Source organism: Clostridium paraputrificum AGR2156, assembly GCF_000424025.1.
GTDB classification, from domain to species: Bacteria; Bacillota; Clostridia; order Clostridiales; family Clostridiaceae; genus Clostridium; species Clostridium paraputrificum.
In genome coordinates, this window is sequence record NZ_AUJC01000004.1 from 176,542 (window position 1) to 196,228 (window position 19,687).

Annotated in this window: 17 protein-coding genes and 1 pseudogene; 14 read left to right on the forward strand and 4 right to left on the reverse strand. The window is 30.2% G+C overall.

Going from position 1 to position 19,687, the window contains the following annotated elements; all coding sequences use genetic code 11:
- The first annotated feature begins 106 nt into the window (after positions 1–106).
- From G594_RS0104210 to G594_RS0104220, 3 genes are all read left to right on the forward strand, one after another.
- Positions 107–1,282 (forward strand): sensor histidine kinase, encoded by a 1,176-nt coding sequence (locus G594_RS0104210; RefSeq protein WP_034865878.1) that lies wholly within the window; start codon positions 107–109, stop codon positions 1,280–1,282.
- On the forward strand, positions 1,260–1,928 hold the full coding sequence (locus tag G594_RS0104215) for a response regulator (RefSeq protein WP_027097424.1): 669 nt from the start codon (positions 1,260–1,262) through the stop codon (positions 1,926–1,928). The genes G594_RS0104210 and G594_RS0104215 overlap by 23 nt, the downstream gene beginning before the upstream one ends.
- A gap of 276 nt (positions 1,929–2,204) precedes the next feature.
- Complete coding sequence (locus G594_RS0104220; protein WP_027097425.1) at positions 2,205–3,764, forward strand: MutS-related protein; 1,560 nt, start codon at positions 2,205–2,207, stop codon at positions 3,762–3,764.
- A 127-nt stretch (positions 3,765–3,891) separates the two neighbouring features.
- Here the strand turns inward: G594_RS0104220 and G594_RS18330 are convergent.
- Both G594_RS18330 and G594_RS0104230 read right to left on the reverse strand, forming a co-directional pair.
- Positions 3,892–4,218: pseudogene (locus G594_RS18330) on the reverse strand (helix-turn-helix domain-containing protein); the annotation flags it as partial.
- 264 nt (positions 4,219–4,482) lie between these two features.
- On the reverse strand, positions 4,483–5,202 hold the full coding sequence (locus G594_RS0104230) for a MurR/RpiR family transcriptional regulator (RefSeq protein ID WP_027097426.1): 720 nt from the start codon (positions 5,200–5,202) through the stop codon (positions 4,483–4,485).
- A 237-nt stretch (positions 5,203–5,439) separates the two neighbouring features.
- Here G594_RS0104230 and G594_RS0104235 point away from each other — a divergent pair, with 237 nt between their 5' ends.
- The 4 genes from G594_RS0104235 (at position 5,440) to G594_RS0104250 (ending at position 10,482) form a co-directional block, all read left to right on the forward strand.
- Positions 5,440–6,225, forward strand: a complete 786-nt coding sequence (locus G594_RS0104235; RefSeq protein ID WP_027097427.1) for a carbohydrate deacetylase — start codon at positions 5,440–5,442, stop codon at positions 6,223–6,225.
- A 71-nt stretch (positions 6,226–6,296) separates the two neighbouring features.
- A complete protein-coding gene (locus tag G594_RS0104240; RefSeq protein ID WP_027097428.1) occupies positions 6,297–7,859 on the forward strand; it encodes a PTS transporter subunit EIIC in 1,563 nt (520 codons plus the stop codon).
- Positions 7,860–7,898: 39 nt separating this feature from the next.
- Positions 7,899–9,224 (forward strand): family 4 glycosyl hydrolase, encoded by a 1,326-nt coding sequence (locus G594_RS0104245; protein WP_027097429.1) that lies wholly within the window; start codon positions 7,899–7,901, stop codon positions 9,222–9,224.
- Positions 9,225–9,810: 586 nt separating this feature from the next.
- Positions 9,811–10,482, forward strand: coding sequence for a M48 family metallopeptidase (locus G594_RS0104250; protein WP_027097430.1), 672 nt, complete (start codon positions 9,811–9,813; stop codon positions 10,480–10,482).
- A 38-nt stretch (positions 10,483–10,520) separates the two neighbouring features.
- Here the strand turns inward: G594_RS0104250 and G594_RS0104255 are convergent, their stop codons facing one another.
- Positions 10,521–11,327: a mechanosensitive ion channel family protein gene (locus tag G594_RS0104255; RefSeq protein WP_027097431.1), complete on the reverse strand. Its 807-nt coding sequence runs from the start codon at positions 11,325–11,327 to the stop codon at positions 10,521–10,523.
- Positions 11,328–11,608: 281 nt separating this feature from the next.
- Here G594_RS0104255 and G594_RS0104260 point away from each other — a divergent pair, with 281 nt between their 5' ends.
- From G594_RS0104260 to G594_RS0104275, 4 genes are all read left to right on the forward strand, one after another.
- The gene (locus tag G594_RS0104260) at positions 11,609–12,610 is read left to right on the forward strand and encodes an ABC transporter substrate-binding protein (RefSeq protein ID WP_027097432.1); all 1,002 of its coding nucleotides are present in this window, start codon (positions 11,609–11,611) and stop codon (positions 12,608–12,610) included.
- Positions 12,610–13,536, forward strand: a complete 927-nt coding sequence (locus tag G594_RS0104265; RefSeq protein ID WP_027097433.1) for an ABC transporter permease — start codon at positions 12,610–12,612, stop codon at positions 13,534–13,536. The genes G594_RS0104260 and G594_RS0104265 overlap by 1 nt, the downstream gene beginning before the upstream one ends.
- The gene (locus G594_RS0104270; protein ID WP_027097434.1) at positions 13,496–14,293 is read left to right on the forward strand and encodes an ABC transporter ATP-binding protein; all 798 of its coding nucleotides are present in this window, start codon (positions 13,496–13,498) and stop codon (positions 14,291–14,293) included. The genes G594_RS0104265 and G594_RS0104270 overlap by 41 nt, the downstream gene beginning before the upstream one ends.
- Before the next feature lie 93 nt (positions 14,294–14,386).
- Entirely contained in the window at positions 14,387–15,658 is a 1,272-nt protein-coding gene (locus tag G594_RS0104275) for a replication-associated recombination protein A (protein ID WP_027097435.1), read from the forward strand.
- A gap of 48 nt (positions 15,659–15,706) precedes the next feature.
- Here G594_RS0104275 and G594_RS18335 read toward each other — a convergent pair whose 3' ends face one another.
- A complete protein-coding gene (locus G594_RS18335) occupies positions 15,707–17,452 on the reverse strand; it encodes a glycosyl hydrolase family 18 protein (protein WP_051195904.1) in 1,746 nt (581 codons plus the stop codon).
- Between the two features lie 154 nt (positions 17,453–17,606).
- Between G594_RS18335 and G594_RS0104285 the strand changes: the two genes are divergently transcribed.
- The 3 genes from G594_RS0104285 to nifU are packed head-to-tail and all read left to right on the forward strand — an operon-like array spanning position 17,607 to position 19,684.
- Entirely contained in the window at positions 17,607–18,050 is a 444-nt protein-coding gene (locus G594_RS0104285) for an RrF2 family transcriptional regulator (protein ID WP_027097436.1), read from the forward strand.
- Between the two features lie 12 nt (positions 18,051–18,062).
- Entirely contained in the window at positions 18,063–19,244 is a 1,182-nt protein-coding gene (gene nifS, locus G594_RS0104290) for a cysteine desulfurase NifS (protein WP_027097437.1), read from the forward strand.
- A 2-nt stretch (positions 19,245–19,246) separates the two neighbouring features.
- Positions 19,247–19,684 carry a Fe-S cluster assembly scaffold protein NifU gene (nifU, locus tag G594_RS0104295; RefSeq protein ID WP_027097438.1) on the forward strand — a complete coding sequence of 146 codons (438 nt, stop codon included), beginning with the start codon at positions 19,247–19,249 and terminating at the stop codon, positions 19,682–19,684.
- Positions 19,685–19,687: the final 3 nt, after the last annotated feature.

A 19,687-nucleotide genomic window follows, 5' to 3' on the forward strand; every position in this document is an offset into this window, starting at 1 on the left:
TAAATATGTAAGAATATATAATCATATATAAAAAGAAGGAGTTTTAAGTAAAATATTGAATACTTTAATTAGCAGATTATTTTACTTAATAAGGGGTACGTAGGTAATGGGTAATGGTAATGGTATAAAAGATATAAATTTGATTTTAGAAAAAGTAATAGAAGAAATAAATGAAGGTAAAGATAAAATATTTAGTATTACAGAGAGTCTTAAAAATGAGTTTGAAAATCAAAAACAGGAGTTAGAGATAATTTTAGTTAATATAAAGGAGACAATTAGAGAAGTAGACCAATTAGAAAAAAAGGATAGGGAGATGAGAAATAAACTAGCTAAAATTTCAGCTAATTTAACTGTATCTGATGAATTAGTAAAGAAGGTTTACAACGAAGCTCTTGAAACTAAAGTAAGATATATAACTAAACAAAAAGAAGAGCGTGAATTAAGGGGAAAAAGGGACAAAATTGAAATATCCTTAAAAAATTACCTTAAAAACATAGAAGAAGCTGAAAGCGTTGTCTGTCAAGTAAATGTAGTTTTAAACTATTTATGTGGTGATTTAGGCAAAACTGTTGCTAGTATGAATGAAAAGAATAATCAAGAGATGGTTATCAAGATACTAGAAATACAGGAAGCAGAAAGAGGACGAATAGCAAGAGAAGTTCATGATGGAGCAGCTCAATATTTGGCAAGTTCAATAATGAGAATAGACTTTTGTAAGAAAATATTAATGGAAGACTTAGAAAAAGGCCTTAAAGAAATAGATGAGTTAAAAAGTACAGTAAGAAAAGCATTAATGGAAGTAAGAGGAATTATATTTGATTTAAGACCTCCATACTTAGAGAAACAAACTTTAGAGGAATCAATTCAAGATTTAATTGATACTTTTTCAGATGAAAGTAATATAAATATAAAGTTTAAGATGTTAAATTACGACAAATGTAATAATACAGTGGAAATTGGTATTTATAGGATAGTACAAGAACTTATCTGTAACGTAAAGAAGCACTCAAAAGCTAACTATGTGGAAATTTTAATAGAAAAAGGAACAAATTACTTGTTTATTAGTTTTAAAGATGATGGAGTGGGATTTAACTTAGAAGAGGTAATACATGAGTCAAAGCTAAGAAAAATATCATATGGAATAGTCGGAATATTGGATAGAGTAGAAGGATTAGGTGGTAAAGTAGACATTAATTCGAGAATAAATCAAGGAACAAAGTATAGGATAAAGGTGCCTATTATTAGGGGGAGTATGATAGATGATAAATATTGCAATAGCTGATGATCATGCTTTAATTAGGGAGGGATTAAGCAAGATACTAAGTTATGAAAAAGATTTAAATATAGTAGCAGAAAGCAGTAGTGGGGAAGATTTAATTAAAAAAATAGAAGGAATAGAAGTAGAGATAGTTCTTTTAGATATAAATATGTATGCTTTAGATGGAATAGAAACATTAAAAATCATAAAGAATAAATGGAATAAAATAAAGGTTATTATTTTGACAGTTGAAAAGCAAAGAAGAAAAATAAGAGAAGCAATGGATTTAGGTGCTTCAGGATATGTGTTAAAAGAATCGGCTGGAAGTGAAATAACTAATGCAATTAGAACAGTATATGCTGGTGGCAAATATATAGATAAATCATTGATAGACTCATTTATTAATGACGTGAATATTGAGGGAACAAATAATTTACTTGATTCATTAACTAATAGAGAACTTAGAATATTACTTGAAATATCTAATGGACTTAAAAATAAGGATATAGCAGAAAAGTTATATTTATCAGAAAAAACAATAAAGAATTATGTAACAGCTATATTTAAAAAGATAGGAGTTGAAGATAGAGTTCATGCTACTATTTTTGCCATAAATAATGGTATAGAGGGATATTATAATAGAAGAGTGTATAAAAAAATAGAAAAATAGGAAAAAAGTCCTAGAAAAAACGGGACTTTTGCCTACTTGAGCTCAGCAAGAATTCCTATATAATATAAGTTATAAGATTAATCTTGCTTTGTAGTTAATTCTCCCAGGATTAAGTACCTGTTTCCCCAAACGGGCAAGATTATTTTATAATGTTATATCGTTTGCAGTGTTTCATAAAAAGGTGTAGATTTTTCTACACCTTTTTACTTTATATAAGTGAAATATTGTTAAGTGTGTTTTTTATGTGATAATATAGACTAAATTGGAGGGGTGACTATGAGTTTAAAGGATGATGTAAGAGTTGACTTTTTAAAGGAACAAAATAAAACAAGAGAGTTTGATAAAATAAGGATTTTAAGTGATATTAGTGAAGAAAATGAATATTCTATTGATGATCAAACTTGGAATGACTTAAGTATGAACGATATATATGGGGAGATAGATAAAACATATTCCACTCCTGGAGAGCAGGTATTATATTCTATTTTTAAAAACCCATTAATGAGTGAGGAGAAACTTAATAAAAGAAGTGAATTAATAGATTATTTTATAGAAAATCAAGATTTGACCACAGAGATAAGATTTAATTTATTTAAGTTAGGATATGATAAGAAAAATAGATTATTAGAGATGATATCTGATAAATTACCTGTAAATAAGAAAAAGTATTGGTTATATAAGGTTCTTGGGAATATTATTCCTATAGCATTAATTGTTTTAGCCTTTATTTTTAAAGAACCTAGACTAAATCTTTTATTATTAGTAAGTGTATTTGTAAATATAGAGATTAATAGAAAAGAGCGGGAAATAATTAAGTCTCATGGACTAAGTTATTTAAGTGATTTATTTATAGCTAGTGAAAAAATCTGTAAAATTAAAGATCATAAGATATCTTACTATGTTGAAAACTTAAAGTATAACTTAGAAAATATTAGTTCTTTAAAAAAGGGGACTATAGTAATAAAAATAATTAATGCCTTTGGAGGATTACTTGAGTTACTATCAATCCCTTTTTTATTAGAAGAAACTACTTTCTATAAAATAAGTGACAAAATTGAAGAGAATGCAGGTGAAATATATAGAATTTATTATTTAATAGGTGAATTAGATGCTTTAACAGCTATAGCTAGCTATAAGGCTTGTAATAAAAATAAACTATCAAAGCCTAGATTCATTAATGAAAATAAATTAAAGGTTATAGATGGGGTACATCCTGTTTTAAAAAAGCCTGTACCTAACTCAATAAGTATTGATGGAAAGGGAATAGTCCTTACAGGTACAAATATGTCTGGGAAATCTACTTTTTTAAGAATGCTTGGAGCTAATATAGTTCTAGCTCAAACTATGAATTTTGTTATGGCAAAAGAGTATGAAGGATGTTTTTTAAATATAGTTTCATCTATTGCTCCTAAGGATGATATAAATGCTGGAAAAAGTTATTATTTAGCAGAAGCAGAATCAATACTTAGGATAATTAAAGCTTTAGAAAAAGATGTAACAGTCTTCTGTCCAATTGATGAAATTTTTAGGGGAACAAATCCTATTGAAAGGATATCTTCTTCAGCAGAGATATTAAGTTATATTAATGAAAGAAATGCTATTGCGATTGTTGCTACTCATGACAGAGAATTAACAGATATGCTTAAAGATGAGTATGAATTTTATTACTTTAGCGAAGATATAGATGATAATACAGGATTAAGCTTTGATTACAAATTAAAAAAGGGAGTTTCTAAAACTAGAAATGCCATAAGGCTTTTAGAGTATATTGGATATCCAAATGAGATTATACAGAAATCTTATAAGAAATCAGAGAAATTAGAAAAGTATATATAGATTAATTATGTTGGTAGAAGGATAGGTTTATTATCCTTAAAAGCAATATCATCACATGAATAGTCCGATATACGTTTTCCCTTTGGTAAAAATGTCGTATCAAACCATTATGACACTCATTGGTATCTTCCCCAATAGAAGCATCTGGTGACCATGAGTCATTTGTAATTTTGTCTACAGTATACTTACTAAAGTTGCTACATTCTAATAGTTTAAAATTACGTACAGCTTCGCTAGTATCGGTAATGTATACTTGAACATGGTTTCCTTGTCTTATTTGAATAGTTGTACCACGACGTATTTCAATTAGAATAGTATTTATTGATCTACCAAGTTCTTTAGATATCTTATATGCTGAAAATCCATATTTCAAACGAAGCTCTATAGTCATACGTTCTAAAAAAATCAAGTGTTTATTTTTGCTTAATTCTGTATTAATATTTGAATGATCCATATTGATTATCCTTCGTGTATGTTTTGGTTTGGCGATTAAATCATAACACAGAATAATCTATTATGGATTTTTTTATTAGTTCAATTTCATTTTACAATTAGTCAAAAATCCTAAGAACACAGATATAAAGGCGTTTTTAATAACTATGTTATTTCAAATATTTGCATCAAAAAATACCTTTAGTAAATAAAAAAGGGGCTGTATCAAATTTTTTTGGATATAGTCCCTTTTTCAACAAACTGAAAAAGCATAAATCAAAAAGATTTATGCTTTTGTATAACGATTTATAAGGTACTCCATTAAATTTAAAGAGTTACCAAAAAAATAATTTAAATTTTGATTTTCGTGATCTATACCAGTGCTTCCACTTTCTACAATGAAGGAAAGGTCACTTTTAGCAGTGTAGCTACTGTGTTCTGTAGCTGTCAAAGCAATAACTTTACCACCATAAATCTTACATTCATCCATTTTGAGCAAACCGTTTTTGTTTTCGCCTGATTGAGAAAATGTAATTAAGGTATATGGTGTTTGATCTGACACCAAACTGATTTCCACACCTTCTAAATCAATAGCATAAATTTTTTTTAAGAGTAATTTACGATAAGTATAATTAACTAGAGTTTGACAAAATCCTTCACCAAACAAGTAGATTTTTTTATTAGAAAAAGCATCATTAAAATAACTATCTATTTGATCCCAGTCTTGAGTTACACTCACAAAAGGCAAGTATTCCAATTGATTAGTAGACTTATGTGAAAATTCTTTTGAAAGGAAAAAAATGAGTTCTTTAAAATTATTAAAGCCTGCTCTTTTTGCTAAGCGACTGATTGAGGATTGTGAGGTATAGTTCATTTGTGCAACAGTACGAATATCGATGATGTCTTTGCTTTTAATTGATTCTATAATGCTCTCTATTATTTTTTCATCTTCATCGCGAAAGTTACTGTTTGGAAACAAACGATTTAAATAGTAAATTTTGGACATAATATCACGCTCCTGTGAAAATATATTCATAAAATGAAATCGTAGCCATACTAGTGTATAAGCGTTGTTTACGTTTTTTTTATATAATATACTATTAACATAAAGAAAGCAAATACAATTGTATGAATATAGTTTCTTTAATAAATCTGTTAAGCTGTTATGAAAGAATAGCTTAATAAAATCTAGATTTTATTGTTCTTTAAATTAAAAGATCGTCTTTAATGAAAGAGGGAGATTATGAAAAAAGTAATTATAAATGCTGATGATTTTGGATACTCTTCAGCGGTCAATCTAGGAATCATAAAAGCTTATAAAGAAGGGATTCTGACCTCTACAACTTTAATGGCAAATATGCCAGGATGTGATGAAGCTATTACGCTTGCTAAGGAAAATCCAGATCTTGGAGTAGGAGGTCATCTTGTTTTAACTTGTGGAAAACCTTTAACTAAAGGAGAGTCACTCATAGATGAAAACGGATATTTTTATAGTCTAGCTGAATATAAAAAACATCGTAATGAAATGTGTGATGAAGAAATTTTTCAGGAATGGTCTCATCAAATAGATTATTTAATGGATCATGGACTTAAGTTGACTCATTTAGATAGTCATCATCATGCCCATACATTTCCTGAAAACTTGGAGATAACGAAAAGAATTGCAGATAAATATCATTTGTGTTTTAGAAATGTCTTTGAGTTAGAAGAAAATATAGATTTACCTGTTCAGAAGGGAATTAAGGGGTTTCTAGATTTAATGGATCATTCCGCAATTCGTGACTTAACAATACCTTTTGAAAAAAACCGAATTAGATGTTTCGAGGAAGTTCAAGCAGTCCTTGATCAAGTTGAGGATAATGAGATAACAGAGCTTATGGTTCATCCAGCTTATGTAGATGAGATTCTGTATTTCAATTCTTCATTCAATATTCAAAGGATGAAGGAAGTATCAATTTTGTGTGACTCACAAATGAAGCAACTATTTGCAGATAATCAGATTGTTACATGTAGTTACAAAAATGTATAAGTATTTGTTGATTATTAACTTTTTTAAAAGTTGTAATAATTAAATTAATACTATTAAAGGGGGACATATATATGAAGGAGAAATTTGTTAAATCAGCTAGTATTTTTTCAAAAGCAATTATTCAGCCAGTAATGTTTATGGCGGTGACTGGAATTATTTTATCAGTTTGTGCAATTTTAAAACTGGAATTTATGCCAACCTTCACAAAAAATATTGGGGATTTTATCTTTAATATTTTATCTGGTGGTATGATTGGTCAACTAAGCGTTATATTTTGTGTAGGAATTGCTGCAGCATTAGCAAAACCAAAATATAAAACAGATGCGGCAATTTTAGGGATTATTACATTTTTAATATTTTTATATGCAAATAATTCTTGGTTAACAATTACGGATCGCTTAGCTGTTGCTGGAGAACAAGGACTTTATGGTACTGGACAAGGAATTGTCTTTGGTATTCAAGTAACTGATATGGGAGTTTTTCTAGGGATATCTTTAGGTGTATTCGTAGGATGGATGGTCAATAAATTCGGAGAAATTAAGCTACATAAGTATTTGTCACCATATGCTGGTACAAAGTCTGTTTACATCTTAATCGTATTTGCAACAATTCTGTTTGCAATAGGAATTACTTATGTTTGGCCAATGGTTAATTCAGCAGTTGAAGGAGTGGTTAAAACAACTACAACTGCGGGATCAGTAGGGTTCTTCTTCTATGGGTTCTTAAATCGTCTCCTTTTGCCAGTAGGTTTACATCACTTTTTGTGGATGCCAATTTTTTATACTCCACTTGGCGGTATGGCAGAAATTGCGGGTCAAACGTATAACGGTGCATTTAATATCTGGTTAGCAGAATTAGGAAATGCAAGTCAAATTACAACAATGCATCCATCGATAGGTTATCTATCAAACTTTGGTTCAATTTCTTTACCAATTGGTATTGCCTTTGCAATTTGGAAAACGGCACGTCCAGAAAATAGGAAGAAGGTTGCTACAATTTTAATTCCAACTGTAACTACAGCTTTCTTGGCTGGTGTTACTGAGCCACTAGAATTTTTATTCTTGTTTTTATCACCAGTTTTATGGGTAGCGCATGCTGTAGTATATGGATTGAGTTTATTCATTACAAACCTAGTAGGTATTGCTATTCAGTTTGATACAGGAATAAATATGATTATCAATAGTTTTGCAATTCCAACACGCTTAGGGCATCAATATTTAATTCCAATAATCTTTATAGTAACTGCTGTTTTAGAGTATTTTGTATTTAAAAAATTAATAGTTAAGTTAAATATTCCAACATTAGGACGTGAAGGAGCCGAGGTTGTAAGTGAGCCATTCATTGATTCCATTGTAGATAATTCTGATTCAGGATTTGAACCACAAATTCAAAATATTGTTGAAGGTTTAGGTGGTGCAGACAATATTGAAAGCATCATTAATTGCTACACAAGATTACGTGTTGATGTAAAAGATGAAAATAAAGTTGACATTAAAGTATTAAAAGAAAAAGTCAAGTCTTCTGGAATTGTTGATAAAGGTAAACATATCCAAATCGTCATTGGTATGGGTGTAGAAAAAGAACGTGAAAAAGTTGAAGCTTATATAGATTATTTAAAAAAAGTACATGTATAAAGTGAGAAATAGTTTTTGAAAATTGGAGGAAGATAGAAAATGGGTAATAAATTTGTAATGGTTGGTGGCGGTTCTACTCAGTCACCTGGTATTTTAGAAGTTTTAAGAAAGCGTGCAAAAGAATTAAACTTAAGTGATTTAGTTTTATATGATATTGATGAAGAAAGAGTTTCTTTGCTTGGACAATATACGAAAATGTATTATAAGGAATTAGGCTCTAAAGTAAATGTTATATACACAACAAATATTGATGAAGCTTTAAAAGGTGCTGATTTCTTATTTATGCAAATTCGTCCTGGCTTGAATAAACAAAGAGCTATTGATGAAAAAATATGTTTAAACAATGGTGTTGTTGGTCAAGAAACTTGTGGTTTAGGTGGATTCTCCTTTGCTATGAGGGTAATCCCAGCTGTTTTAGAAATAGTTAAAAAGGTAAAAGAAGTTTGTCCTAAGGCTTGGATTTTAAACTATACAAATCCGGAGGCTATTTTATCAGAAGCAATTTATCGTGAGTTTCCAGATGCAAATGTTTTGTGTATTTGTGATATGCCGATTTCAATTGAAGGTGCCATTGCAAAGTACTTTAATAAGGAGCACCGTGATTTAACATTTAAATACTTTGGACTGAATCATTTTGGTTGGTGGACAAATGTTTATGATGAAAATGGCTTTGATTTGTTGCCACAATTACGTGAAGATGTTCTTTCAGGTAAAATTGATACGCTTTTAATGTCAAATGATGAAACTGTTGGAGATCAATATTGGGTGAATACTTATAAACAAATGATTAGTCTATTTAAAAGATTTCCAGAGTATTTCCCTAATTGTTACTTACAGTATTATTTGACTCCAGATGAAATGGTTGCGCATGATGACGTTTCATTTACTCGTGGAGATTATGTGATGCAAGGTAGGGAAAAACGTATTTATGATGAATGCCGTAGAGTGATTTCAGAAGGATCGGCTAAGGATTCTTCACTACATGCAGGAGTTCATGGCAATTATATTGTAGATATTGCTTATGCAATTATTCATAATACTAGGGAAAGATTTATAGTCAATAAAAAGAATCATGGTGCAATCTCTAATTTTGATCCAGAAGCAGTTGTTGAGACACCAGCTTATATTGGATCAATGGGAGCTGAAACAATCAATATTGGTGAAATACCAACTTTCCAAAAAGGATTGATGGAAATGCAAAAAGCATATGAAAAAATGACAGTTGACGCAGCATTATCTGGATCTTACCAAAAAGCCTTAGAAGCTGTGATGCTTAACAAAACAATACCTAATTACACTGTGGGTAAAAAGGTGTTAGATGAATTATACGTAGCTAATAAGGGACTATGGCCTGAATTAAAGTAAGCTATTACTTAAAATTTAATATAACAATAAAAAAGGAGATGTGTTCTGACTGAATTTATTAATTCAATCTGATACAGCTCCTTAGTTTTTGGAGAAAATTAATATGGATTTATTAAAGATACTAATATACTTTTTATTATAAGTTTTTCAATATAGAGCAGGTGTTGAATCAGCAGGACATTATTGGTTTAATCTTAGAGATTATTTAAAATATATCGTGATTGAAACTATAATGATAAAAACAGATTTAGTAAAGTATAGAAGAGTCTTAGAAGAAGGGCAGAAAGGAAAAAACGATACATTTAGAGCATTAAATTGACTAGGCAGAAAAGAATTAATATAGATTAATTATGTTGGTAGAAGGATAGGTTTAATATCCTTCTTTTATTTTTAGAAAACTATAGATTAAAAAGGGTATCTGGGATAGATTTAGTAAAATTCTATATGTATAGAGAGATTTGAATTGATTAAAGCTTATTAACCTAAAAAGAAATATTTATATATTGTTATAAATATAAAAATATATAAATATCCTCCTACCTTTTTTATATTGTTAATAATTCTAACTTATTTTATTATTATTAATATGAGTAAGATAAAGTATGAAATAATTTATAAGAAGAAAAAGTCTATATCAATTTCTATTGATGTAGAAGGAAATGTTAAAGTTAGCGTTCCTAATAATACAAGTAAGGATACCATAGAAAGAGTTATAAAATCCAAAAGTGAATGGATATCAAGAAAAATAAAGGAGATTAATAGTAGAGAAGAGTTAGAAGTAAATACAATTATGTATTTAGGAAAAAAATACTCTATAGAAATTATTGAACAACCTTTTTTGAAAAGAAATTTTGTTGCATTTTTTAATGATAAATTTGTGGTGAATGTTACGATTAAAGAAAATGCTATGAAAGTTTTAGAAGAATATTTAAAGAGAGAAACTTTAAGAATAGTAGAAGAAAAAGTAATGAGGTATAAAGTTTTATTTAAGATTATTCCTAAAGAAATTAAGGTTAAAAAGTTAAAGAGTAGATGGGGAAGTTGTTCTTATGACAATATGTTGGTGTTTAATTCAAAACTTATAATGTTTAGGAATGAAGCTATTGATTATGTTGTTATTCATGAATTGTGTCATATGATTCATAAAAATCATTCTAAAGATTACTGGGCTTTAGTAAAGAACATAATGCCAAATTATGAACAGGAACATAAATATTTAAGGGAGAATTCTCATCTTGCAAATATAAAGCTAATATAAGAAGAGAGTGAGGTTTAGAAAACTTCACTCTCTTTAAATTATTTCATATGAATATCCATTTGAGGATATGGTATGTTAATTTTTTCTTCATCAAATTTTATCTTAGCTTCTTCAAGTAGGTAGAAATATACATTCCAATAATCTTCTGTTTTTGTCCAAACTCTCACAACAAAGTTAAGGGAACTTGGTCCGTGTTCACAAATACTTACAAAAGGTTCTGGATGACTTAATATTTTATCATTTGATTCTATGATCTTAAATAAGGTCTGTTTTACATGAAGTATATCATCTTCATATCCTACACCAAAAGTTAAATCTACTCTTCTAGTATCTTTATTTGTGTAATTAATCATACTATTGTTTGCAATTGTACCATTTGGAATCATAATCTCCTTATTATCTGGAGTAACTAAATGAGTATAAAATATTTTTATGTTTTCAACAGTACCAGCATGCCCTGAAGTTTCTATATAATCTCCAACTTTAAATGGTCTCATTAATAATAGTATTACTCCACCAGAAAAGTTTGACAAGCTTCCTTGAAGGGCAAGACCAATAGTAAAACCTGCAGATGCAACTATAGCAGCAAGACCTGCTATTTCAATACCCATAAACTGAAGAACTACAAAAATAAGTAGAGTTTTCAGTGAAATATTTATTAAAGCATCTAAAAAAGAATGAAGAGTAGAATCAAATCCTTTTTTTTCTAAAAAGTTATTTAAAGTTGTAATGACTTTTTTTATAAGCTTCCAGCCAACCACAAGAATTATAATACCTAGTATTAATTTTATTCCGTTTTTTAATGACCAGGATAAAAAGTCATTTAATAAGTCTTCAAAATTCATAATATCTCTCCTTTTTTTATAATAAGTTTTATTTTACACACATATAAAAATAATACAACAGCAAAATGTGAGTAATATTTACAGTGGTGATAAATTGTGGTATTATAAACAAAAAGTATTTTATAAATTATTAACATATACCTTAAATAATTAATATATTTAGATTAAATGGATGCAGTATAGTAGTAATAAGCAAAAAATATAGATTTTTTTTAAGAAATAGATATTTGCTTTTGAAGTTTTGTGTGATTTAAGGTATAAAAATTTAGGAGGATGGTATTATGGTAGGTAAAAAGAAGATAGCTTTATTGCTATGTGGTCTTTTGAGTGCATCTTTACTTGTGGGATGTGGAGGAGAGACTGAGAATGAAAAAGAAACATCAAAGAAAAAGGTCGGGATAATTCAACTTATTCAACATGATGCGTTAGACCAAGCTAATAAGGGATTTATTGATGGACTAGCTGAAAAAGGATACAAAGATGGAGAAAACATTGAAATTGAACAACAAAATGCTTCGGGAAAACAAGATACTGCACAACAAATAGCAGGGCAATTTGTATCAGCAAAAAAGGATTTGATATTTGCTATAGCTACACCAACAGCGCAGGCTTGTTATAATGCTACAAAGGATATTCCAATTGTTTTTAGTGCAGTTACAGATCCAGTAAAGGATGGACTAGCTAAGGATTTGAAGAGTTCAGGTTGTAATACAACAGGAACATCAGATATGGCCAATATAGATGAACAATTAGCTTTATTAAAAGAAGTTTTACCTGATGCTAAAACTTTAGGTGTAGTTTATACAACATCTGAAACAAACTCAGTAAATCAAGTGAATGAATTAGAGACATTAGCTTCTAAATATAAGCTAACTATTAAGAAGATAGGGGTGGCTAATATAAATGAAATAAATCAAGTGCTATCTAATTCTATGGGAGATATAGATGTTTTATATGCTCCAACTGACAATAATGTTGCAGCTTCTTATGAATTAGTTGCACAAATAGCCTTAAAAGCAAATAAGCCTGTAATGGGAGCAGAACCAGCAGTGGTTGAAAAAGGTGGATTAATTTCAAAGGGAATAGATTATTATGAATTAGGAAAGATGGCAGGCTATAAGGCGGCAGAAATATTAGATGGAAAGAACCCTCAAGACATTGAAATTGAAACTATGAAAGAACTTGCAATAACAGTAAATACAGATGTGGCTAAAAAGCTAGGTATTACAATACCTCAAAATATTTTAGATTCAGCAAAGAAGGTTACAGGAGGCGTTAAGTAGTGGATATTCTTAAAATAGCTATCAATGTCTTAGAGCAGGCTTCATTATTTGGTTTGGTAGCAATGGGAGTATTTATTACTTACAAGATATTAGACTTTCCTGATCTTTCAGTTGATGGTACTTATCCTTTAGGAGCATGTATATCAGCTGTTCTTTTAGTAAATGGAGTAAATCCATGGATAGCAGTTGTTGCATCAGCCTTAGGAGGTGCTATAGCAGGATTTATTACAGCATTCTTGCATGTGAAGCTAAAGATAACGAATTTAATGTCTGGTATATTGGTAATGATAGGGCTTTACTCAGTTAACCTATTGGTTATGGGTAATAAATCAAATACCCCATTATTTCAAACAACTCATATATTTTCAGAAGTAAGTGGACTATTTACAACATTACTTATTGTTGCTGTACTTTTGATTATATTTAAGATTTTATTAGATATTTTTATGAAAACAAAGGTTGGTTTTCTACTATTTGCTGTAGGAGATAATGAACAAGTTGTAACCTCTCTTGGAGTGAACAAGAATAATATAAAGATAATAGGTCTTATGTTAAGTAATGGGTTAGTTGCTTTGTCTGGAGGCCTTACAGCGCAGTATAATGGATATGCTGATGTTGGTATGGGTACCGGTGTAGTAGTAAAAGGACTAGCCTGTGTAATAATAGGTACATCATTGTTAGGAAGGTTTAGGAGAGTTAAATCTACAACTCAAGCTATTATAGGCACTGTAATATATTACTTTGCTATTTCAGTAGCATTAAAGATGAAATTAAATCCAAATCTTTTAAATCTTTTAACAGCAGGAGTATTAGTTATTGCATTAAGTACACAAAATGGACTATTTAAAAAGAAAAAAACTGAAGTGAAGGGTGGTGCTGAAGAAAATGCTGAAGATCAAGCAGCTATCGAAAGTATTCAATCCTAATAGCATAAATGAAAATAAGGTGTTTGATAAATTATCGGTAGAAATTGATAAGGGTGATTTTGTTACCATTATAGGCTCTAATGGAGCTGGAAAATCTACTTTGTTAAACATCATTGCAGGATCAATAGAACAAGACTCTGGAACGATATATATTGATGGAGAAAATGTGTCTGATAAAGAAGAGTTTTATAGGTGCAAAGAGATTGGTAGGGTATATCAAAATCCATCTTTTGGGGTTGCTCCTAAAATGACTATATTAGAAAATCTTTCACTTGCAGATAATAAGGGGAAAAAATATGGTTTGTCCTTAGGGATTAATAAAAAGAGAATAGAAGCCTATAAGGAACTTCTTAAAGAGCTAAATTTAGGGTTAGAGGATAAGCTTTATAATAAAGTTGAATTATTATCTGGTGGACAAAGACAAGCTTTAACACTTTTAATGGCAGTAATGTCAAATCCTAAGTTGTTACTATTAGATGAGCATACAGCTGCCCTAGATCCTAAGACGTCAGAAAAGATAATGGAGATTACTAAAAAGATAGTTAAAGAAAGAGGAATAACTACTTTGATGGTAACTCACAATTTAAAGCATGCTATAGATTCTGGAAATAGATTATTTATGATGCACAGAGGAGATATAGTTATAGATGTTAAAGGAAAAGAGAGGGAAGAATTAGATTCAACTGATAAGTTAATGCAACTTTTTGAAAAGGTTCATATTAAAGATGAGCTTAGTGATAGAACTTTATTTGTTTAAAATGTAAACTCCTATGTGAAAACGTAGGAGTTTTATTCATGTGTTAAATTATGATATGATTTATATATATTTAAAGTAAAGGTAGAGATAGAGATGTATAAACCATTAGCAGATAAGATTAGACCCACAGAACTTAAGGATGTATGTGGTCAGAAACATATACTAGGTAAAAATAGGATATTAGATAGAATGGTGAAAAGTGGAGCTATAAGCAATATGATTTTTTATGGGCCACCAGGTATAGGAAAGACTACTGTAGCTAACATAATTGCAAAAAAAGCTAATAAACAGTTTTACAAACTAAATGCAACAAATGCCTCTTTAAAAGATATTCAAGATATTTGTAAGGATTTAGATACATTTATGGGAAGAGAAGGGGTATTACTGTATCTAGATGAGATTCAGAATTTTAATAAAAAGCAACAGCAGTCCCTATTAGAATACATAGAGGATGGTAGAATTACTTTAATCGCCTCAACTACAGAAAACCCATATCATTACGTGTTTAAAGCCTTATTAAGTAGATCAACTATTTTTGAGTTTAAGCCATTAAGTGAGGATGATATAAAAAAGGCATTAAGCAGAGCAATTCAAATTGAACAAAAGGACTATACTGAAATTTTATTAGAAGTTACTGATGGAGCCTTAGATTACTTTGCAAAAGCATCAAATGGAGATGTAAGAAAATCTATTAATGGTTTAGAGGTTGCCATTAGGTCAACTAATCCTAATGAAGATGGAGTAGTATACATAGATGAGGAAATTGCAAGAGATTCTACTCAAACAAAGGTGGTTTCCTATGATATTAATGGAGATAGCCATTATGATTACTTAAGTGCTTTTCAAAAGTCAATAAGGGGAAGTGACCCAGATGGTGCAATTCATTATTTAGCAAGACTTATAAAAGCAGGTGATTTAATTTCTATATGCAGAAGACTTCAAGTTATAGCAGCTGAGGATATAGGATTAGCATATCCTCAAGGAGCATTAATAGTAAAGTCATTAGTGGATTCAGCAAGGGAGTTAGGTTTTCCAGAAGCTAGGATTCCACTAGCTGAGGCAACTATACTACTGGCTACATCACCAAAATCAAATTCAGCAATTAATGCAATAGATGGTGCCTTAAAGGATTTAGATAATCTATCTATTGATGATATACCACCTCATTTGAAAGATGCACATTATTCTGGAGCATCAAAATTAGGAAGAGGAGTGGAATATAAATATCCTCATAGTTATCCTAACCATTATGTTAAACAACAGTATTTACCTAATAATATTAAAGATAAGGTATATTATGAGTATGGAGATAACAAGATGGAAAGAACCTCTAAGGATTATTGGGATAAAGTTAAAGGAAAATAGAAATTAAGGAGATATAGCTAAACATAGTTTGCAATATCTCCTTTTATTTTAGTTCACTTCTATTTTAATATTTTTAATTTTAAGGTCCTTGGAATTACCTTCACAAGCTCCATTTACTGTAATGGAACTACCGTCTTTAATGCTTCCGCCCCAACTTGGGTTAGATATAGTGTAGGTATTACCAGAGAAGGCAAGTACTCCTTCCCAACATTGAGAAAGCTTCTTGTCAAAATCAAAGGATACTTTCCATGAAGAAATATCCTTACCACTATTGTTCTCAATAGCCATAGACCAATTTGCACCAGAAGTCCAATCTGAAGTCACTTCAAAGTTTATATTAAAACCATCTAAATTGTTATTCATAACTTCTTCATTAATATTTTCTTCATTATCTTTAATAGATGAATTATTCTCAGTAGAAGTTTCAGTTGTTTTACCAAGGCTTTCCCATAGAAGAGTGGTTAGAGGGAAATTTTTGCTCTTATCATCACCAGTTATTTCCCAGACAATTATTCCTCCATAATTATTCTTTATTACAAAGTTACACCTTTCTTTTAGGGATTTTTCATCCTCATATGTAATCATAGATTTTAAATTCTTATTATATAAATAAGGAACTTTAGCTTTATCATCCCAGTACTTTTTCCATCCGTCTTTGTTTTCCATTTCTTTTATTTGAAACCATGGTATTTGACCACCAGGGCTTGTTGCGCTATCCCATGAACCTTTATATGCTTTTGTAGCAGTTGAAAATAAACCATTTGTACCAGTAGAATCATCTACTTCACTCCATCCTCTTGAATAAAATGGTGATCCTACATTTAATTTTTCAGTAGGAATATTATATTCCTTAACATACATTTTCAAAGCATCTTCAGCACAGAAAGTATATTTATTATATCTAGTAGGGTCATCATCATTGTAGTAGATAGGAGAGTGATGATTGGTTTTACTTTCAAAAGCACCATGAAAATCGTAAGTCATTACATTAATGAAATCTAAATATTTTATATATTTATCAGGCTCTTGAAGTTGAAGTTTTTCATAATTTCCAGCATTGGCTATAGTAAGCATTTTATTAGAAAAATTGTTATCATTATAAGCTTGTCTTATTTCTTTAAGTAAAAGGGTGAAGTTTTCTTTATCTTCTGGTCCACCTGGGCATCCTTTATCATATTCATCATTAGGGTCTTTTTCACGATTTTCCCCTGGATACTCCCAGTCTATATCTATACCATCAATAAAGGGATATTTTTTTAGGAAATCTATTATACTATCAATAAATATTTTTCTATTTTCCTTTGTTTTTGACATATCATGAAAGTTTTCTCCACGTGTCCAACCACCAACAGATATAAGGACTTTTACATTAGGGTATTTGGATTTATAGTATTTATATTCACCAATATGTCCCCTAAGTTGATCTTGATTCCATCCTTCTGAATTGGGAAAGAATTTTTCAAAATCAGCATCCTTATCTGTAGACTCTAATTTAAATTCTTTAGATACAGTAAAGAAAGCATGATTTATAACTGTAACCTTGTCCCAGGGAATATCTCCAACAGTAAGATTATTGTGAGATTCACTGTAAACTCCCCAATTAGGAAAGTACATAATAATATTTTTGTTGTTATTATATGTATTGTTTTGGTTTGTGGCAGAATTATTAGAGACTTCTTCATTTACAGTAGAATTGTTATTGAAGTTATTTTTTGTTATATTTCTATAGGAGATAAATAGGCTTAAGCATAGTATAAGTGCAATAGATGCAGATATTAATAATTTCTTTTTCATAGAGCCCTCCTTACATATTATTACAACTAATTATAAAATTATATTTGAGTAAAGTAAATATTGATGTATTTAGATTATTGACAATGTCCGAGTGTTTTGCTATGATATGAAATGTAAAGCATAGTAATTTACTCAACATTAAGAGGTGAAGAGAATGAAACTTTCAACTAAGGGGCGTTATGGAGTAAAAGCAATGGTTGAACTTGCTATTAATTACGGTGGAGCGCCTTTATCAATTAAAACTATTTCAAAAAGACAAAATATATCTGAATATTACTTAGAACAATTATTTTCCCCATTAAGAAAAGCAAAGCTAATAACAAGTATTAGAGGTGCTCAAGGAGGGTATGTTTTAAGTAGAGAACCTAAAGATATTACTGTAGCTGAAATTATGTATGTACTTGAAGGGCCAATTGAAATTGCAGAATGCATTGATGGTGTTTCTTGTGATAATCTTGATTGTTGTGCTACAAGATTACTTTGGGCAAAGATTAAAAACAGTATTGATGATGTAATGAAGTCAGTAACTCTTCAAGATATAGTAAATGACTATGAAAGAATCAAGACAAATAACGAATCATTAAAACTTAAATTATAGAGGTGAAGAAACATGAATACAGTGTATATGGATTATGCTGCAACAACTTTTGTTAAGCCAGAGGTCTTAGAAGAAATGTTACCATACTTCACAGGTAAATTTGGTAACCCATCTTCATTTTATGAAATATCAAGAATTACTAAGAGAGCTGTAGATAAGGCTAGAGGCCAAGTTTCAAAGGCCCTTAATTGTGATATAAATGAAGTATACTTTACAGGTGGAGGCTCAGAAGCCGATAACTGGGCAATTAAAGGAATAGCTTCAGCGTATAAGAATAAAGGTAACCATATAATAACAACTAAAATTGAGCATCATGCTGTGTTGCATACATGTGAATATTTAGAAAAGAACGGATTTGAAGTTACATACCTAGATGTTGATAGCGAAGGTTTTGTTAATCCAGAAGATGTAAGAAATGCAATTACAGATAAAACAATTTTAGTTTCTGTAATGTTTGCTAATAATGAAATAGGTACTATTGAACCAATTAAAGAAATTGGAGCTATATGTAGAGAAAAGAAGGTTTTATTCCACACTGATGCTGTTCAAGCAATTGGTAATATAGAAATTGATGTTAAGGATATGAATATTGATTTGTTATCTTTAGCGGGACATAAGATATATGGACCAAAGGGTGTAGGAGCTCTTTATATAAAGAAGGGTGTTAGAATACATAATTTAATTCACGGTGGTGGACAGGAAAGAGCTAGAAGAGCAGGTACTGAAAATATTGCTGGTATCGTAGGGCTTGGAAAAGCTATTGAACTTGCTACTGAAAATCTACAAGAACATGTAGATAAAATGACAGCATTAAGAGATAAATTAATAGAAGGCTTATTAAAGATTCCATATTCAAAGCTTAATGGACCAACTGGTGATAAGAGATTACCAGGTAACGTTAATATTGGATTTGAATTTATTGAAGGAGAATCAATATTGCTTTCATTAGACTTTGAGGGAGTTTGTGCTTCAAGTGGTAGTGCATGTACATCAGGATCACTTGATCCATCACATGTTTTATTAGCTATAGGGCTTCCACATGAAAAAGCTCATGGATCATTAAGATTAACATTAGGTGATGCTTCAACAGAAGAAGATGTTAACTATGTAATAGAAGTATTACCACCAATCATTAAAAGATTAAGAGATATGTCACCATTATGGGAAGATTTCATTAAGAGAGGAGTAAGATAATTATGATATATACAGATAAGGTTATGGATCATTTCAGAAATCCAAGAAACGTAGGAGAAATTGAAGACGCAAATGGTGTAGGTGAAGTAGGAAACGCTAAGTGCGGAGATATAATGAAGATTTACTTAAAGGTAAATGATAACGGAATTATAGAAGATGTTAAGTTTAAGACATTTGGTTGTGGTTCTGCTATAGCATCATCATCAATGGCAACTGAACTAATTAAGGGTAAACATATAGATGAAGCTTGGGAGCTATCAAACAAAGCAGTTGCAGAAGCTTTAGATGGACTTCCACCAGTAAAAATGCACTGTTCAGTATTAGCAGAAGAAGCTATACACAAGGCAATTAATGACTACAGAAAGAGCAAAGGAATGGAACTTTGGGATTTCGAAGAGCATGGAGATGATTTACACGATCACGTTCATGGAGAAGAATAGGAG